We start from the raw sequence: 25,509 nt of genomic DNA on the forward strand, positions 1-25,509 counted from the left end.
TTCCCAACCCCTGTACCCATGAGTAGGTTGCATGATCAAACTGATTAAAAAAGCCGACATTCTGATTGAAGCGCTTCCCTATATTCGGACATTGGCCGGAAAAACCGTGGTCATCAAATACGGTGGAAGCGCCATGGTCCATGAAGAACTCAAGGAAGGATTCGCCGAAGATGTCGTCTTATTAAAATATGTCGGATTGCAACCGATCATCGTTCATGGCGGTGGGCCACAAATTAACGAGATGCTGGATAAATTCGGCATTGAAGCAAAATTTCTGCATGGCGTTCGGGTCACGGATCAGCCAACCATGGACGTGGTTGAAATGGTCCTGGGTGGAAAAATCAACAAGGAAATCGTCTCATTATTGAACCAGCATGGCGCCAAAGCTGTAGGACTCACCGGAAAAGATGGTCGCCTCCTGACCACGAAACCATTTAATCCCAAGAGTCTTATTCACACCTACAGCGGATCGACCGACGTGTTGCACCCTGAAGACTACGGCCTCGTCGGCCAAGTCAGTCATGTCGAGACCGCATTGCTCCATACCCTTCAAGAGGCCAATTTCATTCCGGTCATTGCGCCAATTGGAGTGGACGCCAAATGGAAAACCCAAAATATCAATGCCGATCTGGTAGCAGGCAGCGTAGCTGCGGCGGTTCAAGCCGAAAAACTACTGGTCTTAAGCGATGTCAAAGGCATTCGTGATGCCAATAATCGGCACGTCTCCACCCTCTCAAAAAAAGACATGGAACGAATGGTCAAAAAACAGGTCATCAGTGCAGGCATGCTCCCCAAAGTTCATGCCTGTTTAACCGCGCTTCAGGGAGGCGTCCGCAAGGCGCACATTATTGATGGACGCGTGCCTCATGCGGTGTTACTCGAAATTTTCACCGACAAAGGCATCGGGACAGAAATTCTGGCATAACGAACATGAAACTTTCCAAGCATGTCTCCCCATCAGATTCCTCACATATCCAAACCTCGACCGTTCCCCAACCCGATCAATTTTCCGCGCTCCTTTTAGTCGACCTACAAAATGACTTCTTTCCGGGTGGCGCACTGGCTGTTCCCGAGGCAGATAGCCTCATCCCTCTCATCAACGCCTACATCAAGCACTTCAGCCGTCAAGGCTGGCCCATACTGGCGACCAGAGATTGGCACCCGGCCAATCACAGCTCCTTCATCGAAGAACAGGGACCTTGGCCGACTCATGCAGTTCAAGGGTCACGTGGAGCTCAATTTCATTCAGACTTAGTCCTTCCTCCTGGAATGATGGTCATTTCTAAAGGAACCGATCCCAAGAAAGATTCGAAATCCGGCTTTGATGGTACAAGTCTGGCCGACCGACTGGAAGATCTCAACATTCAAAAATTGTATGTGCTGGGCTTACCTACCGAACATTGCGTCAAACACACGGTTCTCGATGGCTGTCAACGCGGGCTTCGAGTCGTCCTGCTCACTGATGCCACGAAGGGGGGCATTCCCCAAAAAAAAGATTCCCTGAATCCCCTACAAGAAATGGCCGATGCAGGCGCGTGCCTCGCGAACAGCAGCGATTTGGGAATATCCGCTTCTTCTCTCTGAATAGTATCTGCTCCACTCCTTTTGTGTTAGGCATGTGGTTGACTTTCCTCACGTTTTGAATTGGGGAAATTTTTCTGTCATCACATCCTCGCCTTCCGGAATTTTTTCCAGGCATCCCACCTTTGGTCTTTTACGGGAAGATGCACATATTCCCTCAAGAGTCGCATTGAGAAATCCGAGAAGTGGATTTATGAGACCAAAGGGTAGTGCAGAAAAACTAGAAGCCAGGCGCCGAATGGCCGCCAGACTGTTGGCCAAAGGGCGAGGTATTCGTGAGGTTGCTCGCACAATCGGGGCAGCGCCATCTTCTGTTAAGCGATGGAAAGATGCACTCGAACAAGGCGGGAAAAATGCCTTGAACTCCAAGCCTCATACCGGTCGTCCATCGCGCCTTTCGCCCAAACAACGCCAAAATCTCCTCCAGATTCTCCAACGAGGACCACGAGCTGCCAAGATGCGGACTGATCAATGGACCTGTCGTCTTATTGGCCGGATGATTCGGCGATATTTCGGAGTGAAATATCACCCAGACCATGTGAGTCGGATTTTGCGAGGGTTAGGTTGGAAGAACAAAAAGAACACCAGCCCGGTTAAAAAACCCAGCAAGACAGAACAAACACGCCTTCGGCGCTTGAACCAATCGCGGCGCCATCGGTAAGAAATTTTCGATGAGGGTCACTTCGGTCCTCAACAATCAAAATACGGGGTTCGACTCCCAGCAAAGACCTTTTCTTTCTTGCTGCCTGTCTCCAAACTTTCCCGACTGCCGCAAGGGGCGCCCCTTACTACAGCATTCACACACAAGCTTCAGGCCGGATAGCCTTTTTGCCATGCAAGAGGTCATGGCCCACAAGAAGAATGGCTCCTACGTCCCATCAACAAACGCGTCGATTCAGGGAGTGTTGAAAAATGCCGCCAGCGGTGTTCTCGCCCATTGGCCGTGCTCACGTACTCCTCCGTACGCTCCGCTCGTCCAAGCGGCTGCGGCCTTGCTGGACGGGCCTTTTTGAACACTCCACTATTTTTCTCTGATGAGCCTCGTTGACTCCCAAGCTGATGAAGCGGCGAAATTTTACAATATTCAACAGTCCAATTCACGGAATACCAAAAGAAGATCTAAGCCGCACCCAGTGACTGACGACTTCCTCATGAAACCATGCCAAGCAAGCAAAGGCCTCTGCCGGAGGTGGCTGACCGAGTGAAGATGGTTAAGTTCAAGTGGCCCGATTGGGAATAACACCTTTTTATTTCCTTCGATTCATTCTTCTTTCCCTCCTCCCTCCTCGGCAATGATCGCTCGAGGAAAATACACCCGAAAGGTCGAGCCTTGCCCCGGAGTCGATTCGACTTCAATATTTCCTTGATGCCGATCAATGATCCGGCGCACAATGGCCAAACCAACCCCTTGACGACCTTCCGGCTCCACGACCGGATGCGAGAATGCCTCAAAAATTCGGGCATGATGTTCTTCAGCAAGGCCGATCCCGTTATCCCCAACAGAATAGACCGACCATCCATGCATCGCTTTACCGGAAATAATAATTTCTCCAGGACGTTCAGGATCGAGATATTTCTGCGCATTATCAAGCAGATTCGCAAAAACCTGATTCACCAACACCTCGTCACCCATACAATCTGGAAGATCCTCAATACGAACCACGACTTCCTTGGTTTTGAGTTTCCTCTCCATGGAAGTCACGATTCCCATCACAAGTTGATTCACGTCCAGGCCCTCCCACTGAAGGACAATCTGCCCAAGCCGGATAAATTGGAGAAGTCCCGACGTGAGGCAACGCATATGATCCACCTCACCTCGGATACGCTGAACGGCCTCGGGGATTTCCTTTGTGACCAAAGGATCGAATGGACCCCGTGCATTACCGAATGAGGTTTCCTCCTCAAATGATTCATTCATCCGGTTGCACACCATAGTGAGTTGCCGACAGGTATCCTGAATAGTTGCCATTGGAGCAGAAAGATCTTGGGAGATCACCCGCAACAACAAATCCACTTCTGCGGAAGCAATGGCCTCAGACCTTCTCTTTCTCTGAAAGAAAGAATCATCTAGATTGTTGGGTGATTCCATTCCAAGTACTCCCTTTTCAAGCAGCCATCTCGATTCATTAGGAAACCTGTCTACCAGAATTAGGCAGAACGCATACCAATGGAGAGAGATCACCCCCTCCCCCTGAATGCGTATTCCATCAAATCGATGCGAACCGGAACAACCATGAATGAGAAAAACCCAAGCGCCTCATGGCTATTCTCATTTCACCAAACTGGCGATCCCGCCCGTGAAAACTTCAGAACATCAATCTTTGTTGTAATAAGACCGGTAAAAATTAGGGGAATGACCGATGAAATGACCAGCTTGGCCAACCACAGCTAGGAAGAAAAAAGGAGGATAAAGAGAGAGATGAAAATTCCACACCGAATAGAATAATGAAAAATACCACATCAAGATAGGCATGAATACCACATATAAGGCTTTAACCAGTCTCGCTATATCACTTAAAATGAAAACACCGTCTGTAGCACCCATTATCCGATGGAACACGGAATTCGGCCCAACCAATCAGAAGAAAGCTCAGGACTTGTTGGGCGCCTATAGTCTGCAGAAATTACTTTATCAATAGCCCGCCGTACTGGACGAAAAATGGCACAAACACCAGTGACAAAATAGCTGAAAGTTTGATCAGGATATTCAACGACGGCCCTGAGGTATCTTTAAGGGGATCACCAACGGTATCACCAACAACTGCGGCCTTATGGGTATCGGTACCCTTCCCGCCAAGATTTCCTGCCTCAATAAATTTCTTCGCATTATCCCAAGCACCACCACTATTTGATGAGGAGATGGCGATGACGCCCCCGGCGACAAGGGAACCGGCAAGCACCCCAGCCACCGCTTGAATGCCAAACAGGAATCCAGTGATCAGGGGTGTTCCCATAATCAGAATGCCCGGTGCAATCATTTCTTTTAAAGCCGCTTGAGTTGAAATAGCGACACATTGTTCATAATCCGCCTCGGCTTTCCCTTCCATGAGGCCGGGAATGGTGCGGAACTGACGTCGGACTTCCTCAATCATCTTATAAGCCGCCGATCCCACCGACTTCATCGTCATGGCGGAAAAATAGGCGGGCAACACGGCTCCGATAAACAGCCCGGTAAACACCAGGGGATCCAGCAAATTAATACTGCCTAACAGATCAAAATCCTGCCCATGTTGTTCCTTGAGCAGCAAGTCCGCCCTGGTGAGGAACGCGGCGAACAGGGCCAATGACGTCAAAATAGCCGCTCCGATGGCAAAGCCCTTCCCAATGGCGGCAGTCGTATTTCCGGCAGCATCCAACACATCCGTCCGTTTACGGACATGTTCCGGCATACCGGCCATTTCAGCGATACCGCCAGCATTATCAGAAACCGGTCCATAGGCATCGATCGTGAGTGCAATCACCAGTGTTCCCAACATACCAAGAGAGGCAATGGCCACCCCATACATGCCGGCTAACATCCACGGGATATAGATGGCGAGACCAATGGCGAGATAAGGGCCCACGGCACTCTGATAGCCGAGAGCCAGTCCAAAAATGATATTGGTGGCCGCACCCGTTTCACATGATTTCGCCACTTCCCGCACAGGCTTATAGTCATGGGAAGTGTAGTACTCAGTCATTAATCCCACGGCAAGCCCGGCAATAAGACCTGTCAGGAAGCAAAAATACACCCCTAGATCCGTATACGCCTGCCCATTAATTTCAAAAGTATCCGGGAGCATGGCCTTGGTCACAAACAACATCACCACCGCCATCAGCGCACTGGAGATGATCAGCATCTTTTTCAGGGCCGGGCCAACCTGGTCCTCGGAAGTGACCTTGACCATCAACAGAGTGAGAAGACTCACTGGGATGCCGATGGCAGAAATAAGGATTGGATACAACAACGCATCCACCATCCCGGAAAAGGCGACCGCACTAATCACCATGGCGGCGCAGGTACTTTCCGCGCAGGAACCAAATAGGTCGGCCCCCATTCCGGCCACGTCACCCACGTTATCGCCTACGTTATCGGCAATCACCGCAGGATTACGCGGATCATCTTCCGGAATCCCCGCTTCAACTTTTCCGACCAAATCGGCCCCGACATCAGCGGCTTTTGTGAATATTCCTCCACCCACCCGCGCAAATAACGCGATGGACGATCCTCCGAGGCCGAAGCCGGCAATCACCTCCATCAGAATGTGCGTCGGGAGTTGATCCGGCATGATACTTTTGAGTCCAAGATAGATAATTAACAGTCCTAAAGCCGCTAAGCCGACCAACGCAAAACCCATCACAGCTCCGGAATGCAGCGCGACATTAAATGCGGTGGAGAGAGATTGATTGGCAGAAACCGTCGTCCGCACATTGCCCTGTGTCGCAATCTTCATCCCGATAAAACCGGAGGCAATCGAAATGATGGCGCCAAAGATAAAGGCAATAGCGGTATACAGCCCTTCATTCACATAGTCCGTATGATGGTCATCAATGAGCACCGCAATGATTGCCGCAAAGACCACCATAAAAATGGCCATAATTTTGTATTCTTGCTTCAGGAACGCCATGGCCCCGGTGGCAATAGCGGAATGGATTTTCGCCAGACGCTTCCGTGTTTCCGGATCTTCGACACCCATATCAATGGGGATCTTTAAAACCGATGAAGAATAGTAATACGCGATAGCTAATCCAAAAACGGACAGAGCCAGAATAATAGTTACCGACATGGTGGGAATATCTCCATTCTTATGTAAGTGACCAGAAGTAAATTATTAGCATCATCTCGACAGAAACGACAGAATGGGACCGGTGAATTCCGGCTATGGGCTAAGACCATACGTCACAATCTAAGAACCGACCCTTCATTTGTTCACAGAGAAATGCTCCATTCTCGAATCAACTTCCTTATGTCGTTCTAGCTGGGAGACAAAACAGCGTGCGGGGGACCGTCCTTGACCGACCAGACACGATCATGACATCGGCCTGATTCAAAAATGTGTCATGCCGCTATTCCGTCGGCCATCAACGCATGTTCATTGATGACGAGCGGTGAATTTTACCTGTCTGCGTAACAATGTTCAAGGTAAAAACCCTAATACCTATTTTATCGACACCAACACCCTGATCAAGGTCAAATATAAGGGTTGTTCCGGCTCCTGCTAATTATTTCATCCGAATGGCTTGTTCCTGTCCACACATTCGATTCAGAAAGCCCTAGGACAACCCGCGCAATTCTCCTGTTCGCAGCTCCCTCCATTGTCCAGGCGCAAGAGAGCCCAACCGAATCGGCCCGATGGCGACACGAATGATTCTGAGACACGGGTGTCCGACTTGTGCAGTCATATGCCGAATCTGCCTGTTCATGCCTTCTTGAATTTCCATACGCAACCATACCGTGGGAACGGATTTGCGAAAACGAATGGGGACGGGGCGAGGATAGACGTCCGGCTCACCGTGAAGAAGCTGAACTTTAGCCGGCCGGGTCCGCTTACCTTTGACCATGACGCCTTCCCGAAGCTCCACGAGGGCTGATTCATCTGGAATACGTTCCACCTGCACCAAATAGGTTTTGGAAACTTTCTGAAATGGCGAGGTCAAACGATGAGCCAGATCTCCATCGGAAGTCAGCAGAAGCAGGCCTTCACTATCCATATCCAATCGCCCGGCCGGATACACCCGTAACTCATTCACATAGTCGGCTAACGTCGGACGTCCTTCGGAATCGGTAAATTTTGACAGAACCCCGTAAGGCTTATGCAGCATCAAATGCCGATGAGGTAATTGCGAGGATGTCCTAGCTTGAAATTTTGATTTCATTGTCAGCGCTGTCGGTCAATCACAAAACGTCTCTCCACACTTCCCAAGGGACATTTTCTCTGCCCTACTCAATTATTCCAGCGAGTACATCAGACTGGGGCGATCCCACAAGACTTTCCCTTAGCTAACGCCCTGTCTACCACAAACATTCCTCCCTGTACTCCGTCAATTTTAATCCCTTGGTAAGGACCAGGGGGCAGGCCCTCCAGTGTAGGAACGACAGGCCCTGAAAAAGCTCGGCCTACCCCCAAAACACTCAAATCATCGAACAGGCAACTAAGATCTTCTCCCTGTCGTCAAAAACATCCCTCCTAAAAAATACAACTTATTTCCTTGTTGCCATACCACCAAGCTCTCTACGGCGATTGAATCGACATCACCTATTTATGAGCCCGTAGAAAACTCCCTCAGGACGACTACGTGATGGAAGTCTTTTACCCTTCAATCCATCCTCCATTCTCCACAAATCTCATGGGAAAAATTCCGCCAAGGATTTTTCCAATTTTTTGCTCCCCATAGGAATAAGAATTTTTCTTTCTTGGACCAAGGCCAAATACCTGACTAGGCCATTTACTAAAATAGCAAATAGAGCAAATCCATTGCAGAAAGGGAATTGCCACACGGCACTCCCTGCCTGTGTGGAACAGGATTCATTGATCTTTTATTGCCCCACTCAAAAATTTCTGTTACCGTGGTTCACGTAACTACAGTAATTACCTCGCACATCCCGCTTGTAACTCAAACATAGGACTAACGTATGGCATGGGAACCTAAAGATCCGTGGGGAGGAAGCGGTCAAGACCCCCTCGATGAAGCGCTCCGGAAAGCACAAGAACAAATCACTCGACTCGTGCCCGGCCGGGGTTTCAAATCAATCATTTACATCGTCTTAGCCGTCCTAGCTCTCTGGCAATCAGTGTTTATTGTGGCTCCGGACGAGCAAGGTCTGGTGAAACGGTTTGGCGATATTGTTCGCGAGGTTGAATCCGGCCCACATTTCAAGATTCCATTTGTAGAAACAGTTGACACACCCAAGGTTGAAAAACTCCATCGAGTGGAGGTGGGATTCCGCGAAGACCGCGGACGCACCCAATTCGTTCCCAGAGAAGCCCTCATGTTGACCGGTGACATGAATATTCTGTCTCTCGAGTTCATCGTCCAATATAAAATCAAAGAAGCTAAAAATTATTTATATAAAGTCGCGGATGTGGAAGCCACCATTCACAATGCAGCTGAAGCGGCCATGCGTGAAGTCATCGGCAAAAGCAAGATTGATGAAGCGCTCACGATCGGCAAAGCGCAAATTCAACAGGAAGCTCAAGACCTGCTTCAAGGCATCCTCGACCAGTACCTGGCTGGCGTACAAGTGGCCACAATCCAACTTCAGGATGTGAATCCTCCGGATGCTGTCGCCGCGGCTTTTAAAGATGTCGCCAGCGCCAAGGAAGACCGCGAAAAACTCATTAACCAGTCTCACGGCTACCGAAACGATCTCATCCCCAGAGCCAAAGGGGAAGCGGCTCAAGGCATCAACCAGGCCAAAGGGAGCGCACAGTCACGGATTGCACGTGCGGAGGGAGAAGCCAATTACTTTCTCCAGACTTTAAAAGAATACAAACTGGCCAAGGATGTCATTAGTAAACGGGTCTACATTGAAACGATGGAAGAAGTCATGGCAAACACGGAAAAAATTATTCTGGATTCCAAGGCAGCCGGCAACGTTCTGCCCTTCCTTCCGTTAGACCGCCAATCCCGCTCGCGCGGAGAAACAACCACGCAAGGAGGGGACAACCGATGAAACAAAATCTCCTCATGGGTGTCATCTTAGTTTTTGGACTGCTTTTGGTCTTAGGGCTATCTCCATTTTTTGTGGTCGACTTAACCGAAACGGCTATTGTGGTCGCATTAGGAAAACCTGTCCAAACCATCACGGAACCAGGGTTGAAGTTTAAAATTCCCTTTTATCATCAAGTCACCTTTTTTGATAAGCGCTATTTGGACTATGACGCTCCCGTACGAGATGTCATTACCAGTGACAAGAAGTCTATGGTGATCGACAATTTCGCCAAATGGCGCATAGTGGATCCCTTAAAAGTCTATCAGGCATTTCAGACACAACGAGGAGCCCTCCAGCGCCTGGACGATATCATTTACTCGGAATTGCGTGTTGAGTTGGGCCGGCATGAACTCACGGAAATCGTTTCCGCAAACCGTGCATTGATCATGAAGGTCGTGTCAGATCGTTCCAACGAAAAAGCCTCGACCTACGGCCTTGAGGTCCTGGATGTGCGCATTAAGCGAGCCGACCTGCCTGAGCAAAATGAAAAAGCGATTTTCCAACGAATGCAAGCCGAACGGGAACGTCAGGCCAAGCAATATCGAGCAGAGGGGGAGGAAGAAGCCCAAAAGATTCGCTCCGAAGCCGAGAAAGACAAACAAATCATTCTAGCCGAGGCCTATAAGACCGCACAGGAACTTCGTGGAGACGGTGAGGCCAAAGCCTACAAAATCTATGCGACCGCCTATCAACAAGGTCCCGAATTTTTTGAATTCATCCGAACCATGGAAGCCTATAAGAAAACATTTGCGACCAATACCACGTTGGTACTCTCTCCGGATTCGGAATTCCTCAAGTACCTCAAAAAACGGTAAACAACCAGAACCACACCACCTTCAGCCAGGCGATCCGGTTCGTCGTTCATTCCCGACACTCTCCCCATGGCCAATCCTGAACATGTTGAACGCCTCATCAAGGGAGGGGTCGGGGAATGGAACAAATTTCGACGGACAAGCCAGGCGATTCAACCCGATCTGAGCGGAGCCGATCTTTCCGGCTATGACTTTACCGGGCTCGATTTAGCCCAGGCCAATCTGGAAGGTGCCGACCTCTCAGACTCCTATCTCTTTCATGCAAATTTAACAGAAGCCAACCTTACAGGCGTGAACTTCACCGAAGCCGATGTCCAGGAAGCCAATCTGATCAAGGCTAATCTCTCACATGCCACCATGACCAGGATTGATTTGTCCGGAACCGGGCTCATTGCCTGCAACCTGGAGGGCGCGAATCTTGAGGGAGCCACCCTTACACGTGCTTCGATTCCATGGGGAAATCTTGCCCGTGCCAATCTGGCCAAAGCCAAGCTCCACTTAACAGATTTGCGTGAGGCTCAACTCATACAGGCTAATCTGGAAGGGGCTTCACTTCAGGATACATCCCTGACCGGGACGAACTTACAGGAAGCCAATCTCCAAGGCGCCACTCATGTCTCCATTGATCTGCTCGCCAAAGCCAAATCTCTGTATCAAACCATCCTTGATCCGGACCTAAAAGAAACCCTTCTGCAAGGTCATTCTCACCTTTTCGAAAAACCAGTTGACCTATAGAAAATAGCTCCAAGCCATTTTAATTTTATTCCTTTGGAACGAATAATTTACGAGTTTTGTCCATGACATTATTGGACGTATCGATGCAAGTCGGTAAGCATTCGAAATGGTCTTGTTCAGCAAGACGGTTGTCACGTTTGCATGCGAAAGGTACAGATTCGCAGGTAAGTATAATAATGGACCAAGCTCACGTTTGAACGACCGTTCTCCTGATTCAAGAATCCCGCTAGGGAAGAATTCCTTCTGGTTTCGAAATCTGTGGAGTAATTGGCAATTGGATGGTGAAGATGGTGCCTTTTCGTGGTTCACTATGTACGCTGACCGTTCCTGAATGAGCATCAACCACATCCTTGACGATCTTAGTCCCCAATCCGGTTCCCCCGGCTTTACCGCTAATCGCTTCTTTAGTAAATAATTTGTCACGGATTTCAGGGGGCATTCCCCCACCCGTATCTGCGACCGTTAACACCACCGTTCTTCCATCTAACCCTACTGACCCACCAATGGTGACTGATCCACCGGCAGGGGTTTCCGGAATTGCATTATTTACCAGATTGTAGAGGGCGTTGAACAAACGGTTCTCATCCGCCTGAATGGGCGGAAGGACGTCAAGACCTTGCGTATGCAGGGAAACCTTCATCTCGGTGGCATAGAACCGAAGGATGCCAAAGACACCTTCGACCACTTCTGCTATCTGGCATGGGGCAAACCGTAGCGGGCTGGATATACCTTTGACCGTATCGGCAATCTCCCGCATGCGACCTTGAATCCGACGGGCATTCTTCACGATCATGTCGACCGCCTCCCTGGAAAATTTTCTTGAGGCCGACAATTCCTTCGGAGTAACGTCAGGCAACTTCGCAAATAATTCTTGAAGATCGTCGTCTAACAATTTGGCGCCATTCAGCACCGGCATGAGCATATTCTTAATATCGTGGGCAATATCCCCAAGCATCACCGTCACCCCAGCAAGCTTTGTCTCTTCCACTAATTCTGCAATCATTCGTACCCGCTCGCTGATATCTTTGAACGTCACTACAGCCCCAATCAAAATTCCATTTTCACGGATCGGGGAAATGTAGTAATCAACGGGAAAAGAGGTCCCATTTTTGCGCCAGAGCCCCTCTGTATCATCATGATAAACCCTTCCCTCCTTGAGCGCGGCATAAATAGGACAGGCTTCTCTGGGATAGCGTGACCCATCGGGTTTCGTATGATGTATCAGCTCGTGCATCGGCTCGCCAATTAATTCTTCGACCGTATATCCCAGCATAAGAGCCCCGGCCGGATTCACAAAAGTGGTTTTGCCTTCTCTATCCAATTCATAGATCCCCTCTCCCGAAGCGGCGAGGATTCGTGCATAGTGCCTTGCGAGATCCTGATGCGCTTCCATGACTCTTTCACGTTCAATGGCTGTGGCGATACGGTCAGCCACTAACCCAAGACTGTGCCACGTAAAACTAGTCAGGAAATGCCGGGAAAATACCGCCATGACCCCCACCACTTCCTGATTGACCAGCAACGGATACCCAGCAAAGGCCATTAGTCCCTCACGTATGGCCCTGGCCTGTTCTGGTACACCAGGATCCCTAAAAATTGCATTGGTTAAATGTGGTCGTTTTTCAAACGCAATTTGACCGATTTGAGAATGGCCAAACGGCACTGAATCGTTCCAACGGGTGAACCGAGTGGAAAGACCGGCACTAGCCTGCAGCTCCAATCCTTCCTCCAAAGAATGCATGGTCCAGAAGCCGGCCCACGCCCCATCCAGATGACTTATGAACGAATCCGCGCAACCCTGCAGGCGGACGCTCAGTGTTTGGTCACAGTTCAGGACCTGCCCCACCTCCACCTCAAAGGCCAATAGACGGTTCCGTTCCTCCAGCACCCTCTCCGCCTGTTTCCGATCCGAGATGTCGCGGATAATGCCGCAATAAAATATCTCCTCGCGTAGGATGGATTTTGAAGGAGCCATCTCAATAGGAAATTCCTCCCCGTTCTTTCTCAATCCATGCAATTCCACAGTCTTCACGATGGTCTGACCCTCTCCTTCAATTCCCACACGCTCCATCCCATAGTGATGAGCTTCATGGTACCGGGCAGGCATGATCAGGATAAGGGACTTGCCTACAATTTCCTCGGCTGCATAACCAAACATAGTGTGGGCACCCTTATTCCAACACAGGATGGTTCCGTGCTCATCCCACAAAATAATGGCATCCGTGGCGGTCTGTACAACAGATTGAAATCGCTCTTCACTGGCCGTCAACTTTTGAGTCAATTTCATTGATGGATTTCCGGAAGCTCTGCCCTTTAACGAATGGGAGAGGGTTGCGCTAATTTTGTTTTCTTTCACTTGAGTATCTTTCATTCATTACTTTCGAGGATTCTTGATGAAATTTCATATAAAAAAATGGTCAACTGCTTTAAAATACCTTTCACGGTGCGGAAGCCCGCCATTTACGATCAAGAAGCCATATGATCCCGTCAGACAACCCAAAGATGACAGTCATGATCACCCACCAGGTTCCGACCACTAATACTGGAATCAACGCCAGGCCGACCAAACCCATGACGATCCCGACAAAGACCGACATGACCAGTTCCATGTTTCACCTCCATTTAAAATTCTCAGAAAAGTGTAGATATGAGGCGGGGGGATTTTCTGTTGGACGCCCTCACCTCACCCTTCCCTTCCGAGGGAAACGGTGAGGCGAAAGAGCCATACTCAACAGCGACAGGGATTCAACTTCACTGCTCCGAGCCAGTCGTGAGATTCATCAGGAAGACTCCCGGGGCAACAACAAGCAGGGGCACCCGGATTGGTCCTCAGAAAGTCAGTGACTGCTGATTAATTGTCCGGACAGTCTCAACTTGTTGGCAGCTTTCTTTCGCCAACATCAGTTGCCCGCTACTGGCATCCTGGGGAATTCTTCCCAGACAGGCTTTTAATGTGTCCTGGGCACTTCCAACCGCAATTTGCGTGAGACCTTGAGCCTGTGCCTCGGCAGAAGACATCGGTTCTGTTACTTGTGGGGCGGCTAAAGTCAGTCCCGTCAGAATCAAAGGGATGAGTGCCATGGAGGCAACAAGAATGGTGCGTTTCATCAATAGAGTGTGTTTCATGGTTATTCTTTCCTTCTTAAAAAAAAGGTAAAAAAGTGCCCACCACGTCACATGGGTCCATGTGACGTGGCAAACAAGATTGACAACCTGCCTAGAAAGTAAGGTTGCTTACTCCCGCGATGGCAGATCCCTACACAGCAGGTGTTGGCCTCTCGATGAAGGACGCATAAATGGCCGCACCCCAAAAGACAAACATGAGGCCTAAAAGAGCTTCTAATGGATACATGATGTTCACCTCTTTCCTGAGACCGCAGGGTCAGGAATGAACTCTCCCGGAACCTGATCTGACGACCAGCGTTACAATCGAAACCGTTTGGCGGCACCGATTGATGAGAAGAGTATAGGCGTAGGCTTGCGGAGACAGAGGAATCAGACGCGCAGGAAGGAATGCTGAAGCGCGAGGGATAGGAGAGTCAACGTAGATTCATACGTCATACACTCACGCTATACCCTAAATAGAAGGGTGTCAAGACAACACCATGTGTGTTTTTTGGGTAGTCGACAATAAAAGTTGATGATTTCCACAAGTCCTGCATGAATGAGAACCCGATTTGTGGAGAGATTGGCAAGGCCGAAGTCTCTATTTTCGGCGGATAACGACCAGACGGCCAAGCATTTCTTGAGGAAATTGTGAGGGAGGGGCACTGAGATCAATCCGGGGACCAACGCCTTGGACAAGCGTCGGCCCTTCTGACGTGTTCACGATGCCTTTTATGCGAAGAGTGTTGAGTGGTTGAAGTTGTTTAAGGAGCTGTTCGGGCGTGATGTTGTCGGGAAAGGAGAGTTCCTCCGCCTCAAATTCCTCATGGGTGTGAGGTAGGAGTTCGGGCTTTCGTTGAGCGTTGGATGAAGTTTTTGCCGCAGGAATGGAAGGAAAAACAATCGTCGTATCGATTTCACCCTGAATGCTTCGAATCACCGGAGCGCCAGGGGCCATATCATGGAGAAGATCTTCCAAACGACCGAAGGAATCTGATGGAACTAAATCGACTTTATTGATGACCAACAAATCTGCCGAAGATACCTGTTGCTCAAACGTGCCTTCCAAATCCCGCCCTTGGGCCACTTGTTCGGCATTGACGACCACCACGGCTAAACTTTCCCCTACCCACTCAGTGACTGGCTCGCGCCAAAACGTCAGAAGCGTTTCGAAGGGTAATGCTACACCGGATGTTTCCACGACGACCCGATCCGGATGAATGGTTTCCCACAGATTCTGCAGGGTGTTGAGCAACTCACCGGAAAGCTGGCAACACACACACCCGCCTTCAAGCTCCACATATCCCGGACCGCCTTCTTCTTGAAGCAGGGCTCGATCAATGCCTAATTCACCAAATTCATTGGAGATCACAGCCAACTTCAGACCCTGTCGTTGAGCATCAGCAATCAAATGTTTGACAAGAGTCGTCTTACCCGCCCCCAGGAAGCCGGACACCACCAGTGCCGGAACCCCAAGATCCGTTCCGGCTTTTTCAGTTTCTGCCTCAGTTTCTGGCTTTTCATTGTTCATGAAGGGAATGCTCATGAGGACAAGGACGGGGGATACAAGACTGATAAAAAAGGATTGATTACTTCTGGCTGATTTCATACACCAAGAGGACGGAACCACGTATGGAGATTTCTCCTGCCGACACCGAGGCATCTCCGCCGCTATCCATGGCCATCGCCATGCGATATCGACCCTCAGAAGGGGATGGGGAATTTCCACCTTCCGAAACATTGATCATACGAACCAACTTGAGATTCAAAGCCTGAGCCAACGCTTCAGCCTTGGCTTGGGCTTTGGCAGAAGCCTGTTTCAAGACTTCAAGTTTTGTGGGTTGTTCGTTTTGCAAGCCCCAGGCGATGCCTGAAAATTTGTTGGCCCCAACGTGTAAAACTCGGTCAACGACCTTCCCCACAATCTCCAGGTTACGTACTTCCACATTGACCTGGTGGACAACACGATAGCCAATGATTCGGGGAACATTGTTCTCCAAGGTTCCATCCGCTTGACGCCGCGGAGGTGGCGGATATTCAGGAATCACATTCAGGGACGTGGTTTGAATGAACTCAGAGGGGATATTAAACCGTCGGCATTCCTCCAAGACCTTCGCCACACGCTCCTGGTTTCCTTGTTGAACATCGGACAACTTTTCCCCGACTGTTTCAACCGCAAAACTTAATACCGCTTTATCGGGAGGCACATTGATCGTTCCCTCTGCGGAAACAGTTAATCGTGGAAGATCCTCATCATTCGTTTCGGACCACCCGGATGCCGGAAGCAACAGCACAACCCCCAGCACCATACCCTTCAATATTTTTGTGGCATTCATAGCCCTAAACATTGACAAACCCCCTGTATGTTTTTGAGAATGACCCCTATTATGACTAACACGGATTCCATGCCTCCCTTGACACCTTCTACATCAGATCTGCCGGACCGTCTCTGCACCTGGTGTCAAACGTCTATGCTGAAACGTCTCGTTGGCGATGGTCGCTTTATTCACTATACCTGCCCGAAATGTATTTTCCAGCACACGTCTAAAGTCGCCGCGCCCCAGTCCTAGCCTCTCTGTGCTTGGCTTTAATTTGCTCCTGATCAAAACAAATTAGACACAATACGCGTGCCTCCCACCCAGGTGCCGATGAGACTTCCAATCGTGGGCAGGAGAAACGCTAAGAACACACGCAGGAGTCGACTCTTCCACCATTTGCGTGGAATGGCGATATCCTCTGCTACGGTTTGAAACTCCCGCACCAATGGCGGTTGCAAATAAGCCTGGACAAACGCCGTCACATACCCGACTCCAATAACCGGGGTGAGGCTGGTAAACGGTGCCGAGAAAAATGCGGCGACAATGGTGAGCGGATGAGCCATAGCTAACAACCCGCCAATCCCGCTGGGAATACCATTGGCCAAAATCCAAAACAACAAATTGTCTCCGGCAGCACTTAAACCTTTTTCCCATCCAATCCAGGCAATTGACCCCACAATCAACACAGGGATACTCCAACCCACGGCTTTCCACACAGGAGAGACAGGCGGAATACTTTCCAGCTCCTCCAAGACCACCGTCTCCCGTTCGTTCAATGTTCGGCAAATCCCTTCCACATGCCCGGCGCCAACCACGGCAACAATCCGGGTCCCAGGCGCATCGACAATTTTTTTGGCCAAATAATGATCCCGCTCGTCAATGAGCACGGTTTTGAGCGTCGGCACTTCTTTCCCTAAATCCTTCATCATTTCTGAAAGCACATCCTGCTTTTTGAGATTCCGAATCTCCTCTTCGGAGACTTCAGTGGTGTCGAAGATGCTCAGCATGAGGGAGGACATTAAGAGACTTTTTCGCCACATTGGGGTATTGCGCCAGGCCCGACGCATCGTCACGCGCACGTCCCGGTCAGCAAGGGTCACGGGAATGCCATGTTTGTCGGCCATACGAATGGCCTCCAGCATTTCCGTGCCTGGAATAACGCCCAATTTATCGCCCAGCCGCTTTTGAAAGGAAGACAAAATAAGATTGACCATCAGCGTACTGAGCTGCTGCTTGTGGATGATTTCTTTGAGGTCTAACGATTCCCACCGGTTGGGATGTGAGATGGCTTCAAAACGCTTCGTATCCAATTCTACACAGACACGATCAGGATGCTCCTGTTCAATGACGAGTTTGACTAAATCCACTGATTCTTGTGACACATGCGCCGTGCCAATCAGGATCACGGTCTTCCCATATACGGACAGACACAGAACATCCGCTTCGTACTGCCCCACCAAGCCTGTGGATAATTCCGGCACAATAGCTGATGAGGGATAATCTGAATTTTTCATGGGCACACCATGACATATCCGGCAAGGAACTTGTCAAGCCTCATAGCAATCGATCACAATACTCTCGGTAATATTGACTTCAACTCCCACAAAAGTCCCATTCAGCACGCCGACAAGGAGGTTTAAGTGCCATCCGAATCTAAACGGCCCGTTCGACGTTCCCCGGTCTGGATGTGGATCAGTGCCGATGGAGGACGATGGCGGATTAACCATACGCCGAACGGAGTGTGGTCCTGTCAAATTGGTCTCGGTGGGAAACGTGTGGGATCTTGGAAAACCGGACTTCCTCCTAGTCTGGACTCCTGGCCGAAGGGCACCTATCAGGAATAGGGCACGTCCCTTTCCCTGGAGTTCTCTTGTAAAACTTACAAGTCAAACAGGAAATTCACATTATCCCCGCCAAAGGCTTTGACGGTTCCCTCAATCACTTTCTCGTTCTCTGAATAGACCCACACTGCAACATCCGTTAATCCGGTCAGTTGCTTCATCTGTTCCATGAGGACCAGGACAATTTTCCGACCTCGCTCGCGATCGGCCGACAAGCGATGAAATAGCCCTTGGGTCACATGCAGTTGAAGCAGATGGCCCTTCACGATCACATTCGTAATCTCTGGATTTTTACCCATTTGAGTTTTAATGGCTTCAGTGATTTCTTCATTCGTTTTTTGTGGTGTCATGTATCGTTAGCTCCGATTTGATTATAGTTCGAATGGTCTCGGGCGAAGAGACGGACTAGTTGAGCGGTTGCGTCGCCTGCTCCAACCAGACACGCGTATCGGTATCCACAAGGGATTGGAGATCCGCCCACACCCGGGCATGATAGGTATCGACCCATTGGCGTTCCTTAAGCGATAACACCTCCGTGGCAATAAGGGCCCGCTCAAATGGTACGATCGTCAGCGTATCAAAGCCAAGGAATGACCGCGTTGAGTTCTGGGAGGACTCATCTTTCACCACCGTCACGAGGTTTTCCAGGCGAATCCCATAGGCCCCGGTTTTGTAATAGCCCGGCTCATTTGACACAATCATCCCCGGCTTCAGGGCAACCGCATTGGCAGCTTTCCCGATCCGTTGCGGGCCTTCATGGACTCCTAAAAAGCTCCCAACTCCGTGGCCTGTCCCGTGATCGTAATCCAACCCCATTGCCCATAGGGGCGCACGTGCCAACACATCTAATTGACTGCCTGTTGTGCCTTCCGGAAATCTAGCCGTGGCCAGAGCAATATGGCCTTGTAACACGCGAGTATAACGATCACGATGTTCGTCCGAAGGGCGTCCAATCGCGAGTGTTCGTGTGATATCCGTCGTTCCGTCCAAATACTGCCCGCCGGAATCCACCAAGTACAATGTCCCGGGCTCCAGGCACCGATTCGTCTCCCGGGTCGAGTGATAATGCACAATGGCACCATTTGACCCCGCACCAGAAATGGTCGGAAAGCTGCAATCCTCCCACATCGCCTGCTTTCGACGACAGGCATCAAGATAGTCCACGGCTTCTAACTCGGTCACCTGTCCCTTGGATCCTTCCCGGGCCAGCCACGCCAGAAATTGACACATGGCCACTCCATCCCGCTGATGCGCGGCATACGCCCCGGCAATTTCCACATGATTCTTACAGGCCTTTGGCAGCACACAGGGATCATCTTTTTGTAATAGAACAGCCCCGCTCTGAGTTAATGTGGTAAAAATCCAGGAATTGGTCTTGGCCGGATCACACAGCACTCGATTTCCATGGGTTCCTAACTGTTGTAAAGCGACTTCAAATTCTTCCGGCAATGCCAAGGAAATGTCCGGACCCAAATGCGCTTGCAAGCCCGGTGTGATTTTTTTCGGATCGACAAATAGGGCGACCCGCCCCGTGGTGTAAAAAATTGCCCGGCATAATGGTAGCGGAGTATGCGGCACATCCGAGCCGCGAATGTTCAACAACCAGGCAATGGAATCGGGCGCGGTGATGATGGCCGCATCGATCCCGCCTTCCGAGAACCTCCTGCCAAATATCTCACGCTTTGCCTGGGAGCTTTGCCCGGAAAACTCCAGCAGATGAGGCTTGATCACACCTGAGGGTTGTTGAGGCCGGTCATGCCAGACCGCATCAATAGGATTCGATACACAGGGGACGAGATGTGCACCCACTCGTTCGGTTGCTGTCTGAAACCGTTCGAGATCCTGCGGAGTATGAAGCCAGGGGTCATAGCCGATTCGATCCGTTGGTGTCACCCGAAGTGCTAACCATTCATGTGGTGAAGTGTCTCCACTATTGTGAAGCGAAAAGCTTTTCTCATCAACCTGGTCAGCCACCTGAAGCGTATACCGGCCATCCACAAACATTGCGGCTTCATCCCGCAGGACAATCGCCGTCCCCGCCGAACCGGTAAATCCGGTTAGCCAGGCAAGCCGCTCGGCGCATGGAGGCAGATATTCATTTTGATATTCATCCGTATGGGGCACCACAAAACCGGTTAATTGTTCACGGAGCAGCTCCGCTCGTAGCGCGAGAAGATGTTCATATGCCATCACAACATTCCTATTATTCTCAGAATTCAGGTTCTACTTGTTCCCTAGCAAATCCACGGGAGGATAACACATTCGCCATGATCTGCCGATTGTAAAAGCACACATTCCCGGAAGACACCACATCTGTACACATCCCGAATCGTCTCGGATATGCGCCGGGTCGACATGTTCGCGCCTTAGTAGGGAAATTTGACTTACCTCATTTTAAACGATGAAAAAGGGAAGCGCACCCGTAAATCTATTGGGAGTGTTGAATCATACTGTTCTCCATGTGCAAAAATCCCCATGGCAACTTTGAAGGCCAGAGGCCTTGGATTGGTTCAAAAAAATCCGTCCAGCAAGGCCACAGCCATTTTTGTTTTGTGCACGGAGCGTACACGGAGTAAGTGAGCCCGGAAAAATGGCGAAAACGCAGTTGGCGGCTTTTTTCAACAGACCACTATTGGATGGCTTGCAAGGCAGTCTCTTCGGTGGGATACGTCGGAATCAGATCGGGAAAATTTGCGTCTTCGAATAAGGTTTTGACCGGATGTTGAGGCTCCACGACGCTCATGGCCATATGATTCTCATTCAAGTCCAGGTAGGCGAGCACCAACCCACCCAAGGCAATGCTGTCCATGAAGGTGACGCCCTGCATATTGAAAATGATATGCTTGGCACCAGAGAATCTGGCCGCCTTCACCATCCCCTGGAAGACTTTCCTGGAGTACACGGTCACTCGTCCTGAAATCATCAAGACAAGGGTTGTATCTTGCATTCGTTCGGCTACATACATCATGGCACCAAAAGGTTTCTTGGTTCTTTTCGGCAATTTCCAGCGATTCTTGCTGAATGCCCCAGATTTCCTCATGATGTCGAGGATCTTGTGCATACACAGGTAGACAGCCTCTTGATGGAAAGAGCAAGATGGCGGATCCTGAGACGCCCACTGACAAAGAACAACATGCCGAAATGACCAAGAAATTAAGAAAAAATCTGAACATTGCGCCTGAGCCGAAGGAAATAGATCGGAGTGGGAAATGAGGAAGCCACCTAATGTCAGTGGAGGATCTCCCTCCACAAGATGACCCTCACGGCCAACCACAATAGCTCTATCAAGACGATTCATTAACATTTCCAACATTTGCGACAACTTCAATTGTGAAAAGTAACCTATTCCCTCAACAGACGGATTCCCCACACCTGCCCACCTCAACACAACCTCCCCTTCTCTCTCTGCTAAAGGAACATTTTGGCTTCACCGCCTTTCGACCCCTACAGGAAGAGATCATTCGGGATGTCCTGGCCGAACGCGACGTCGTAGCCCTGTTACCCACGGGAGGAGGAAAGTCCCTGTGCTTTCAGTTGCCGGCACTGGCCCGCTCAGGCCTCACCATCGTCGTCTCACCGCTCATTGCCCTGATGAAAGACCAGGTCGATGGGCTCCGGGCCAATGGCATTGCCGCGACCTATCTCAACTCCACTCTCACCGCGCAGGAATCCCAGGCCCGCTTGCGGGGGTTGTACCAAGGCGACTACCGACTGCTCTACATGGCACCGGAACGGCTCATGCTCCCCGGGTACCTCAACCTGATCCGGAATTTTCAGGTCAATCTGCTGGCCATTGATGAAGCCCATTGCATCAGTGAATGGGGGCACGACTTCCGGCCGGAATACCGGCGGCTCGTGGAACTACGAGATCAGGTCCCTGCCCTTCCAATCATCGCACTCACCGCCACCGCCACGGCGCGAGTGCAAAAAGACATCGTGACCCTCCTGCGATTGCGGAATCCGGCATGCTATGTCGCCAGTTTCAACCGTCCCAATCTGACTTATCAGGTGCAGCCTAAGGACAACCCGTTTGGACAGGTTCTGGCATTTCTCCGGACACGCCCCAAGGACTGCGGAATTCTCTACTGCCAAAGCCGAAAAACCACGGAAAGTGTGGCGGAGCGATTACAGGACCATGGCATCAACGCACAGCCCTATCATGCAGGCCTGAGTGCCGAGGAGCGCACACGGCATCAGGAATTATTCCTGCGGGATGAAATCCAGGTCATCTGTGCCACCATTGCCTTCGGCATGGGAATCAACAAACCCAACGTGCGATTTGTCATTCACTACGATTTGCCAAAAAATCTCGAAAGTTATTATCAGGAGACCGGCCGCGCCGGGCGCGATGGCCTGCCAAGCGAGTGCGTCCTGCTCTTTAGCGCCGGGGATACGGTCAAGCAGCAACGCTTCATCAATGAGAAACCCAACTTCCAGGAACAGCAGATTGCCAACCGGCAATTACAGGAAATGGTGCAATATGCGGAATGCGGCACCTGTCGGCGTCGGACGCTACTCCAATATTTTGGAGAGCATGTTGAATCAAAAAACTGTGGCGGATGCGACAACTGCCTGACACCCCGTGAGACCTTCGACGGCACAAATGCCGCACAAACCGTGCTCACCTGCGTTGAAGAAATACGTGGATCCGGAGGATTTAGCGTGGGACTCAATCACGTCATCGCCGTCCTCACCGGAGCCAACACCGAGAAAATCCGCCGATGGGGTCATGACCGGCTAACCAGCTACGGGAAAGGGGAAGCCCATCGGCGGCCCGAATGGGCAGCCATCAGCCGGGAACTCATCCGGCTGAGGTACCTTCAACAAACGGCAGACCCCTTCACGGTGCTGGAAGTCACCGATCAGGGGCAGCATTTTCTTCAGGACCCCAAGACGCTCATGCTCACCAAGCCCATGAGCACACCGGAGCGCAAAACTCCGTCTCTTCAGGACCTGGGTCACGACGAAATGCTCTTCACTCGTCTCCGCCAACTCCGAAAAACGTTAGCCGATGAAGCTGACGTCCCCGCTTACGTCATATTTTCCGATGTGGCATTGCGACAGATGGCACGAGACTGTCCCACCAATGAACAGGAATTTCTACAGATTAGTGGAGTCGGAAAGCGAAAATTAGAGGAGTTTGGGCCCAAGTTCCTCACCGTCATTGCGGCACATCTGGAGAATTACGCTCCCCTAAATATTCCAAACGAATCCAATCATTCTCCAGCCCCTTCTTTAAGGGATCAGAACCCGGCGAGCAATCAAAAAGGATTTGGGCACCAACACGATGTAGAGGGTTATGAAAAAACGTCCGGTTCACAAATCCCCACAATTTCACCAGCCCAATCCCAAGGGCGCCAAGACGCCCTTTCCCACGGACAAGGACGTAGGGGAATTGAAACCCCGAGCGCACACCAAATACCCGTGCACGACCAAGCCCCGAGAACTCGGCTGGCTGACTTTTCCAACAGGCCGGCCAGAAGAAAGCCGCTTGGAGATACCGTCCATCAAACCTTGCGCCGTTTTGGATCGGGAAATTCGGTCGAACAAATCGCCAGAGAACGCGGGTTAGTCACCAGCACCATCTATGGGCACCTGGAACAAGCCATCCAGGCGGGTGAGCCGGTAGACTCCACACAACTATGGACACCGGAGCAGGAATTAGAAATGAAAAAGGCTTTTGAGAAGACAGGGTATGGCAATCTCACCGGTGCCAAAGAGATCCTCGGCGATCTCTATGATTACGGGCAGCTCCGCCTCTTCCGCGCCGTTCATGGAAATAAGGATCAATAAAAAAATCCGCTCTCTTTTCAGGCACTCGTTATTTCAAGAAGGTGCCATTCACAAGCACATAGCGGATTACTGAAGAATGTTTGTACGTTCGCTGTATGCGGGAATATCGTAGGAGGTAAACGGTTTCGCGCTAACAGTTGGTGTTGTCACCGAATGTGATCCCGGTACACAGGAAGGGTAAGACCCGAACGAGGCCTTTTCTCCTTAGAAGAAAAGGCCTCGCGGATGGGAGATGCCTACGGCACTTGAGGGAACTCGACATTGATAAAATAATCATCCTGGGGACTATTTGAAGATGGATTGGCTGCAGTCACCCCGGTATTGGGTTCTCCGCCCATGGAAACGGACACCAGATCGAATACCTCTGCCACTGTCGAATCAATGATATCTGCAAAAGCCGTGGACTGTGGTATATCCGTTATCCGAAACCGGGAGCCGGATAGTGAATGCTCCCATGTATACCTGGCACCTGCGGATGAAACAATCATAGGACTGCCACTCATAGAACTGCCGGGATCTATGGAAAGAACCTCCAGTGGTAGTAGGGGAGCGAAGAATCCTATATCAGTACAGGGATCTGCCGAGGGGGGAGCGGGGCAAGGGTCATAGTTCATGGGGTATTGGCTTAATTCGATAGTGTCACCCTCACTAAGTCCCGCAGTTGTGTCGGTGTCTAACAACTTTGCGATTTCAAGGTCTACGGACGAGTCGTACACCCCGTTACGGTTCTTATCAATGTATGCGCGCGCGAGTACGGGCGTGGGCGCCATGCCCTCCATGCAATCGGAATCCAGGGTGATCGACCCATTACCATTTGATTCGCCTGGGAATATGTCCCCATGGTTGGCCAGGTGGTTCGGTACTGCGTTACCACTGACGGAAATTTTCTTAAAACCCCCTTCATCCGCATCAAAATGGCAAATCTCCACTTTAGGCATCTTGGCCGCTTCGACTTGACTCGTTCCTAACATATACACACCCACAAAAGCTGCACTGAGCCATACCGATGCTCTCCTTCTTCGATCGACTAAATTCATAACATCCTCCAAATGTGTGGTTATGAATAATTAATCGGTTGGTTACCCAAAAAAGGAAAGTACCACGGAGCAAAATAATTTCACTCACGACCGAAAACCATAAATACAAGGGATTCTCCCATTCATAGGTCGCGCACATACTGGCTGGAGATGCTTCAATCAATGGTCAAAGGCGAAGCCCACGAGTAGCACCATCACAAAGAAATACTATCTTATTTAAAGGGGATTTTCCGTAGGTCACGTCGGAAATCAACGGGAATTAGCGGCAAGTACGATCAATGGGCATCTGGAACAAGCCATCCAAGCCGGTGAGCCGGTAGACCCCGCCCATCTCTGTGAAACCAGAGCAGGAATTAGAAATGACAGCGGCCTTAAAAAAACAGTGTTTGGAAATCTCCCCGGCCCCAAAGAACGTCTCGGCAATCTCTACAATTACGACCAAACTCGGCCTCTTCCGCGCCGTTTAAGGGAAAAACTGAGGTATCACAAATCGGACCGGGACTATCACTTTGTAACTGAGTAAGTCCCCAATCCAGCTGTGCCCTTTTTAGGGATCCTGATGCACAAGGTCCAAGCTAACCTGCCCAGTGTAAC

General features: G+C 50.4%; 22 protein-coding genes and 1 pseudogene. 10 read left to right on the forward strand and 13 right to left on the reverse strand.

Annotation, left to right across the window (positions count from 1 at the left end):
- The first annotated feature begins 31 nt into the window (after positions 1-31).
- The 4 genes from argB (at position 32) to ACWHYD_RS18335 (ending at position 2,594) form a co-directional block, all read left to right on the forward strand.
- A complete protein-coding gene (gene argB, locus ACWHYD_RS18320; RefSeq protein ID WP_447963452.1) occupies positions 32-925 on the forward strand; it encodes an acetylglutamate kinase in 894 nt (297 codons plus the stop codon).
- A gap of 5 nt (positions 926-930) precedes the next feature.
- Entirely contained in the window at positions 931-1,584 is a 654-nt protein-coding gene (locus tag ACWHYD_RS18325) for an isochorismatase family protein (RefSeq protein WP_447963453.1), read from the forward strand.
- Between the two features lie 190 nt (positions 1,585-1,774).
- Positions 1,775-2,242: a helix-turn-helix domain-containing protein gene (locus tag ACWHYD_RS18330; protein ID WP_447963454.1), complete on the forward strand. Its 468-nt coding sequence runs from the start codon at positions 1,775-1,777 to the stop codon at positions 2,240-2,242.
- 184 nt (positions 2,243-2,426) lie between these two features.
- Positions 2,427-2,594, forward strand: coding sequence for a hypothetical protein (locus ACWHYD_RS18335; protein ID WP_447963455.1), 168 nt, complete (start codon positions 2,427-2,429; stop codon positions 2,592-2,594).
- Positions 2,595-2,842: 248 nt separating this feature from the next.
- Here ACWHYD_RS18335 and ACWHYD_RS18340 read toward each other — a convergent pair whose 3' ends face one another.
- From ACWHYD_RS18340 to ACWHYD_RS18350, 3 genes are all read right to left on the reverse strand, one after another.
- Entirely contained in the window at positions 2,843-3,670 is an 828-nt protein-coding gene (locus ACWHYD_RS18340) for a sensor histidine kinase (RefSeq protein WP_447963456.1), read from the reverse strand.
- Positions 3,671-4,205: 535 nt separating this feature from the next.
- Positions 4,206-6,347, reverse strand: coding sequence for a V-type H(+)-translocating pyrophosphatase (locus tag ACWHYD_RS18345; protein ID WP_447963457.1), 2,142 nt, complete (start codon positions 6,345-6,347; stop codon positions 4,206-4,208).
- 487 nt (positions 6,348-6,834) lie between these two features.
- Positions 6,835-7,437 (reverse strand): pseudouridine synthase, encoded by a 603-nt coding sequence (locus tag ACWHYD_RS18350; RefSeq protein WP_447963458.1) that lies wholly within the window; start codon positions 7,435-7,437, stop codon positions 6,835-6,837.
- 757 nt (positions 7,438-8,194) lie between these two features.
- Between ACWHYD_RS18350 and hflK the strand changes: the two genes are divergently transcribed.
- From hflK to ACWHYD_RS18365, 3 genes are all read left to right on the forward strand, one after another.
- Complete coding sequence (gene hflK / locus ACWHYD_RS18355) at positions 8,195-9,235, forward strand: FtsH protease activity modulator HflK (RefSeq protein ID WP_447963459.1); 1,041 nt, start codon at positions 8,195-8,197, stop codon at positions 9,233-9,235.
- Entirely contained in the window at positions 9,232-10,089 is an 858-nt protein-coding gene (hflC, locus tag ACWHYD_RS18360; RefSeq protein ID WP_447963460.1) for a protease modulator HflC, read from the forward strand. Before hflK ends, hflC begins: the two co-directional genes overlap by 4 nt.
- Positions 10,090-10,155: 66 nt before the next feature.
- Positions 10,156-10,821 carry a pentapeptide repeat-containing protein gene (locus ACWHYD_RS18365; protein WP_447963461.1) on the forward strand — a complete coding sequence of 222 codons (666 nt, stop codon included), beginning with the start codon at positions 10,156-10,158 and terminating at the stop codon, positions 10,819-10,821.
- A gap of 226 nt (positions 10,822-11,047) precedes the next feature.
- Here the strand turns inward: ACWHYD_RS18365 and ACWHYD_RS18370 are convergent, their stop codons facing one another.
- From ACWHYD_RS18370 to ACWHYD_RS18395, 6 genes are all read right to left on the reverse strand, one after another.
- On the reverse strand, positions 11,048-13,108 hold the full coding sequence (locus ACWHYD_RS18370; protein WP_447963462.1) for a PAS domain S-box protein: 2,061 nt from the start codon (positions 13,106-13,108) through the stop codon (positions 11,048-11,050).
- A gap of 151 nt (positions 13,109-13,259) precedes the next feature.
- Complete coding sequence (locus tag ACWHYD_RS18375; RefSeq protein ID WP_447963463.1) at positions 13,260-13,430, reverse strand: hypothetical protein; 171 nt, start codon at positions 13,428-13,430, stop codon at positions 13,260-13,262.
- Between the two features lie 220 nt (positions 13,431-13,650).
- Positions 13,651-13,947: a hypothetical protein gene (locus ACWHYD_RS18380; RefSeq protein ID WP_447963464.1), complete on the reverse strand. Its 297-nt coding sequence runs from the start codon at positions 13,945-13,947 to the stop codon at positions 13,651-13,653.
- Between the two features lie 580 nt (positions 13,948-14,527).
- Positions 14,528-15,457 carry a CobW family GTP-binding protein gene (locus ACWHYD_RS18385; RefSeq protein WP_447963465.1) on the reverse strand — a complete coding sequence of 310 codons (930 nt, stop codon included), beginning with the start codon at positions 15,455-15,457 and terminating at the stop codon, positions 14,528-14,530.
- 58 nt (positions 15,458-15,515) lie between these two features.
- A complete protein-coding gene (locus ACWHYD_RS18390) occupies positions 15,516-16,274 on the reverse strand; it encodes an SIMPL domain-containing protein (RefSeq protein ID WP_447963466.1) in 759 nt (252 codons plus the stop codon).
- 254 nt (positions 16,275-16,528) lie between these two features.
- Positions 16,529-17,758 (reverse strand): TraB/GumN family protein, encoded by a 1,230-nt coding sequence (locus tag ACWHYD_RS18395; RefSeq protein WP_447963467.1) that lies wholly within the window; start codon positions 17,756-17,758, stop codon positions 16,529-16,531.
- A gap of 126 nt (positions 17,759-17,884) precedes the next feature.
- Between ACWHYD_RS18395 and ACWHYD_RS18400 the strand changes: the two genes are divergently transcribed.
- Positions 17,885-18,088, forward strand: coding sequence for a hypothetical protein (locus tag ACWHYD_RS18400; protein WP_447963468.1), 204 nt, complete (start codon positions 17,885-17,887; stop codon positions 18,086-18,088).
- Positions 18,089-18,123: 35 nt separating this feature from the next.
- On the opposite strand, the gene ACWHYD_RS18405 is transcribed toward ACWHYD_RS18400, so the two are convergent.
- From ACWHYD_RS18405 to ACWHYD_RS18415, 3 genes are all read right to left on the reverse strand, one after another.
- Positions 18,124-18,435, reverse strand: coding sequence for a hypothetical protein (locus ACWHYD_RS18405; RefSeq protein WP_447963469.1), 312 nt, complete (start codon positions 18,433-18,435; stop codon positions 18,124-18,126).
- Positions 18,436-18,490: 55 nt separating this feature from the next.
- Positions 18,491-20,275, reverse strand: coding sequence for a M24 family metallopeptidase (locus ACWHYD_RS18410; protein ID WP_447963470.1), 1,785 nt, complete (start codon positions 20,273-20,275; stop codon positions 18,491-18,493).
- A gap of 439 nt (positions 20,276-20,714) precedes the next feature.
- Positions 20,715-21,146 carry an STAS domain-containing protein gene (locus tag ACWHYD_RS18415; RefSeq protein WP_447963471.1) on the reverse strand — a complete coding sequence of 144 codons (432 nt, stop codon included), beginning with the start codon at positions 21,144-21,146 and terminating at the stop codon, positions 20,715-20,717.
- A gap of 269 nt (positions 21,147-21,415) precedes the next feature.
- On the opposite strand from ACWHYD_RS18415, the gene recQ reads away from it, so the two are divergent.
- On the forward strand, positions 21,416-23,878 hold the full coding sequence (gene recQ / locus ACWHYD_RS18420) for a DNA helicase RecQ (RefSeq protein ID WP_447963472.1): 2,463 nt from the start codon (positions 21,416-21,418) through the stop codon (positions 23,876-23,878).
- A 236-nt stretch (positions 23,879-24,114) separates the two neighbouring features.
- Here recQ and ACWHYD_RS18425 read toward each other — a convergent pair whose 3' ends face one another.
- On the reverse strand, positions 24,115-24,915 hold the full coding sequence (locus ACWHYD_RS18425) for a hypothetical protein (RefSeq protein ID WP_447963473.1): 801 nt from the start codon (positions 24,913-24,915) through the stop codon (positions 24,115-24,117).
- A gap of 235 nt (positions 24,916-25,150) precedes the next feature.
- Here ACWHYD_RS18425 and ACWHYD_RS18430 point away from each other — a divergent pair.
- A pseudogene (locus ACWHYD_RS18430) lies at positions 25,151-25,438 on the forward strand (hypothetical protein); the annotation flags it as partial.
- Between the last annotated feature and the right edge of the window lie 71 nt (positions 25,439-25,509).

It is taken from the genome of Nitrospira sp. Ecomares 2.1 (assembly GCF_965152585.1).

What these genes read in the sequence shown, in the direction of transcription:
- hflC (WP_447963460.1), top strand. Translation starts at nt 9,232, where the DNA reads ATGAAACAAAATCTCCTCATGGGTGTCATCTTAGTTTTTGGACTGCTT.
- ACWHYD_RS18330 (WP_447963454.1), top strand. Translation starts at nt 1,775, where the DNA reads ATGAGACCAAAGGGTAGTGCAGAAAAACTAGAAGCCAGGCGCCGAATG.
- ACWHYD_RS18350 (WP_447963458.1), bottom strand. Translation starts at nt 7,437, where the DNA reads ATGAAATCAAAATTTCAAGCTAGGACATCCTCGCAATTACCTCATCGG.
- ACWHYD_RS18385 (WP_447963465.1), bottom strand. Translation starts at nt 15,457, where the DNA reads ATGAACAATGAAAAGCCAGAAACTGAGGCAGAAACTGAAAAAGCCGGA.
- ACWHYD_RS18365 (WP_447963461.1), top strand. Translation starts at nt 10,156, where the DNA reads ATGGCCAATCCTGAACATGTTGAACGCCTCATCAAGGGAGGGGTCGGG.
- ACWHYD_RS18425 (WP_447963473.1), bottom strand. Translation starts at nt 24,915, where the DNA reads ATGAATTTAGTCGATCGAAGAAGGAGAGCATCGGTATGGCTCAGTGCA.
- ACWHYD_RS18410 (WP_447963470.1), bottom strand. Translation starts at nt 20,275, where the DNA reads ATGGCATATGAACATCTTCTCGCGCTACGAGCGGAGCTGCTCCGTGAA.
- ACWHYD_RS18380 (WP_447963464.1), bottom strand. Translation starts at nt 13,947, where the DNA reads ATGAAACACACTCTATTGATGAAACGCACCATTCTTGTTGCCTCCATG.
- ACWHYD_RS18375 (WP_447963463.1), bottom strand. Translation starts at nt 13,430, where the DNA reads ATGGAACTGGTCATGTCGGTCTTTGTCGGGATCGTCATGGGTTTGGTC.
- hflK (WP_447963459.1), top strand. Translation starts at nt 8,195, where the DNA reads ATGGCATGGGAACCTAAAGATCCGTGGGGAGGAAGCGGTCAAGACCCC.
- ACWHYD_RS18415 (WP_447963471.1), bottom strand. Translation starts at nt 21,146, where the DNA reads ATGCACAAGATCCTCGACATCATGAGGAAATCTGGGGCATTCAGCAAG.
- ACWHYD_RS18345 (WP_447963457.1), bottom strand. Translation starts at nt 6,347, where the DNA reads ATGTCGGTAACTATTATTCTGGCTCTGTCCGTTTTTGGATTAGCTATC.
- ACWHYD_RS18405 (WP_447963469.1), bottom strand. Translation starts at nt 18,435, where the DNA reads ATGACACCACAAAAAACGAATGAAGAAATCACTGAAGCCATTAAAACT.
- argB (WP_447963452.1), top strand. Translation starts at nt 32, where the DNA reads ATGATCAAACTGATTAAAAAAGCCGACATTCTGATTGAAGCGCTTCCC.
- ACWHYD_RS18390 (WP_447963466.1), bottom strand. Translation starts at nt 16,274, where the DNA reads ATGTTTAGGGCTATGAATGCCACAAAAATATTGAAGGGTATGGTGCTG.
- ACWHYD_RS18335 (WP_447963455.1), top strand. Translation starts at nt 2,427, where the DNA reads ATGGCCCACAAGAAGAATGGCTCCTACGTCCCATCAACAAACGCGTCG.
- ACWHYD_RS18325 (WP_447963453.1), top strand. Translation starts at nt 931, where the DNA reads ATGAAACTTTCCAAGCATGTCTCCCCATCAGATTCCTCACATATCCAA.
- ACWHYD_RS18370 (WP_447963462.1), bottom strand. Translation starts at nt 13,108, where the DNA reads ATGAAATTGACTCAAAAGTTGACGGCCAGTGAAGAGCGATTTCAATCT.
- ACWHYD_RS18395 (WP_447963467.1), bottom strand. Translation starts at nt 17,758, where the DNA reads ATGAAAAATTCAGATTATCCCTCATCAGCTATTGTGCCGGAATTATCC.
- ACWHYD_RS18340 (WP_447963456.1), bottom strand. Translation starts at nt 3,670, where the DNA reads ATGGAATCACCCAACAATCTAGATGATTCTTTCTTTCAGAGAAAGAGA.